The organism is Rhizobacter sp., assembly GCF_031412075.1.
Lineage (GTDB): Bacteria > Pseudomonadota > Gammaproteobacteria > Burkholderiales > Burkholderiaceae_C > Rhizobacter.
This window is the reverse complement of the sequence record NZ_JANOCG010000347.1, coordinates 1-3311: the sequence shown is the minus strand read 5'-3', so window position 1 is coordinate 3311 and position 3311 is coordinate 1. Positions and strand designations below refer to the sequence as shown.

At 65.0% G+C, this 3311-nt stretch carries 1 protein-coding gene; it reads right to left on the bottom strand.

Going from position 1 to position 3311, the window contains the following annotated elements; translation table 11 throughout:
* Positions 1–3081: chromosome segregation protein SMC (gene smc / locus RMO40_RS12890; protein WP_309721667.1), on the bottom strand; the 3081-nt coding region annotated here is incomplete at its 3' end.
* Positions 3082–3311 lie beyond the last annotated feature (230 nt).

Here is a 3311-nt window from a genome sequence, read left to right as displayed (position 1 = left end):
ATGCTCGTTGACCTGGTTGAAGGTGTTGGCCAGCAGGTCACGCGTCTCCAGGTCGATCTTGTGGATGGCGCCTTCGAGCGTGGTGATGGCTTCATTGAGGTCGGCGTTCTGCGCGTCGAGGAAGGTCTTGCGTTCGCGCGATGCGGTCAGCTCGTCGAGGGCTGCCAGGTTCACCGCGCCGAGCGCGTTGATCTCGCGGTTGATGCGGTCGATCTCGCCTTGCAGGCCGTAGAGCTTCACGTTGTTGTCGGCGATGTTCTGCGCCAGCGCTTCGAGGTTGACCTCGGCCGCGGTGAGCTGCTCCATGAACTGCGCGCCGCCGAGCTGGGCGGCCTGCTCTTCGAGCTGCAGCTTGGTGATGCGGTCGCGCAGTGGTTGCAGGCTTTGTTCGTGCTGCAGGCGCTGCTCGTCAGAGCGGCGCAGGCGCATGGTGAGGTCATCGTATTCGCTGCGTTTGGCGCCGAGCGCGGCTTCGCGGTCGAGCTTCAGCGCGAGCGCCGCTTCCAGGCCAACCTGCGCCGAGGCGTCGGTCAGGCGGGTCAGCTCTTCCTGCAGTTGCACTGTCGACTGCTCGTTGGCGGCCACCTGCTGCACCGAGGTCTCGATGCTGCGCTGCAGCTCGCTGCGGCGCGCGGCCAGGGCGCGCGATGAAAACTGCGCTTCTTGCGCCTGGCGCTCGAGCGAGCGCAGTTGCTCGCGCGCCTCGCTGAGCTTGCGTTCGGCGGTGATCACGGCTTCGTCGAGCTCGGCGTGGCGCTCTTGCGTTGTGGCGAGCTGCATGTCCAGCTCTTCGAACCGGGCCTCGCCGGTGGCGCTGCGCTCGTTCAGCTCTTCCAGTTGGCCATCGACTTCAGCGAGCTCGCCGTCGAGCTGGGCACGTCGGGTGCTGGTCTGCTCGGCCAGTTGCGACAGGCGCAGCAGCTCGACTTGCAGCTGGTGCGCACGCGTCTGCGTTTCACCGGCTTCGCGGCGAGCCGTGACGAGGCGCTGTGACGCATCGGTGTACGCCGCCTCGGCGCGGATGAGACCGCTGCGCGACTCTTCGGCAATCAGCGACTGGGCACGCAGCTGGCGCTCCAGGTTCTCGATCTCTTGCGCACGGGCCAGCATGCCGGCCTGCTCGGAATCGGGTGCGTAGAAGGCCACCGCAAACTGGCTGACGGCATGGCCCTCGCGGGTCATGATCACTTCGCCGTGCGTGAGCTTGCTGCGTGCCGCCAGGGCCTCGTCGATGTTGGCAGCGGTGTAGACACCTTCGAGCCAGTCGTTGAGCAGGGCCTTGAGGCCGGCATCACCCAGGCGCAGCAGGTCGCTCAGGCGCGGCAGGGTCTGGTGTGTGTTCGCAATCGCGGCCTGCGGCGGTGTGTAGAACGCGAGCTTGGCCGGTGGCGCATCGGTGGCAAAGGCGCGCACGGTTTCGATGCGGCCCACTTCGAGCGCGTTGATTCGCTCGCGCAGCGCCGATTCGAGTGCCGTTTCCCAGCCGGTTTCGATGTGGATCTTGGTCCACAGGCCTTGCAGGCCTTCGAGGCCGTGTTTGGCCAGCCAGGGTTTGAGCTTGCCTTCGGTCTGCACCTTTTCTTGCAGGGCGCGCAAGGCATCGAGGCGTGCGCTCAGGTCGGCCTGTTTGCCGCCATCGGCGTTGACTTGTTCTTGTTTGGCGCGGCGGTCTTCGTCGAGCGCGGGCACCTGCTCGTTCAGCTCATGCAAGCGGGCATCGGCCACACCTTGCGCTTCTTCAGCCACGCCGTATTGCGTCTTGAGCTCGGCCAGGCGGTCCATGTCGGGCGCGGCGAGTTGGCGGCGCTCGCCATCCAGACGTTCGCGGCGTGCGTTGAACTGACGCCGCTGGTCATCGATGTTTCGGCTCTCGGCCGCCAGCACCTGGATCTGCTGCTGCACGCTGGCCACCACGGTGCGCTGCTCGTTGCTGCGGTTCTGCGCGGCGCGCACCGCGTCTTCGACCGTCGGCAGGTTGCCGGCCTGCTCTTCGGCCTGCGCGGCCAACACTTCGCTTTGTTCGTCGGCGCCGGCGATCTGTTCGGCGATCTGCTCCAGCTCGTCTTGGGCTTCGGTCTGGCGCGACTGCCATTGTTCGCTCTGTGCCTTCAGCTCAACGAGGCGCTGCTCCACACGCTGGCGGCCTTCGACCACGTAGCGGATGCGTTCTTCCAGCCGGCTCACTTCAAGTGACGCTTCAGCCAGCGAACCCTGCGCCGTGTGCAACTCATCGCTGGCAGCGTAGTGAGCCTGGCGAATCGTTTCCAGCTCGGCTTCGCCGTGGCGCAGCTCGGCCATGCGCTCTTCAAAAGCGTTGGTGGCGGCCATCACCTCGTTCTTCACACGCTCCTGCTCACTGGCCGCGTCGCGGTGCTTGAGGAACCACAGCTGATGCAGCTTGAGCGAGCCCGACTCCTGCAAGCCGCGGTATTGGCTGGCCACCTCGGCCTGCTTTTCCAGCTTGTCGAGGTTGCTGTTGAGCTCGCGAAGAATGTCTTCGACGCGGGTCAGGTTTTCGCGGGTGTCCTTGAGCCGGTTTTCGGTCTCGCGGCGGCGCTCCTTGTACTTGGAGACACCGGCGGCCTCTTCGAGAAAGAGGCGCAGCTCTTCGGGCTTGCTCTCGATGATGCGGCTGATGGTGCCCTGGCCGATGATGGCGTAGGCGCGTGGGCCCAGGCCGGTGCCGAGGAACACGTCTTGCACGTCACGGCGGCGCACCGGCTGGTTGTTGATGAAGTAGCTGCTGGTGCCGTCACGCGTCAGCGTGCGCTTCACCGCGATCTCGGTGAACTGGTTCCACTGGCCACCGGCGCGCGCGTCTTCGTTGCTGAACACCAGCTCGACGCTCGCGCGGCTGGCGGCCTTGCGGTTGCCCGAGCCGCTGAAGATCACGTCTTGCATCGACTCGCCGCGCAGCTCGCTGGCTTTTGATTCGCCCAGCACCCAACGCACGGCGTCCATGATGTTGGATTTGCCGCAGCCGTTGGGGCCCACCACACCGACCAGTTGACCCGGCAGCTGGAAATTCGTGGGTTCGGCAAACGACTTGAAGCCCGAGAGCTTGATGGAATTCAAACGCATGGGGAGAGCGATCCAACGGTGTCGCCCGGCGCCTGCCGAACTTACCTAAGTACTTGATTTATTTGAGAAATCTCGTGTTTTGGCGAGTTTTCAGCGAGGCGCGATGATACCATCGCACCCCTCGCCAATTCCCCTCAAAACCCTCTCGAAACCTGATCGCCATGGCCAAGATGTCTGCCAAAGTCGCCCCGCCCCAGCCCGCACTCAAGCAGCGCGAAAAGCCGGCCAAG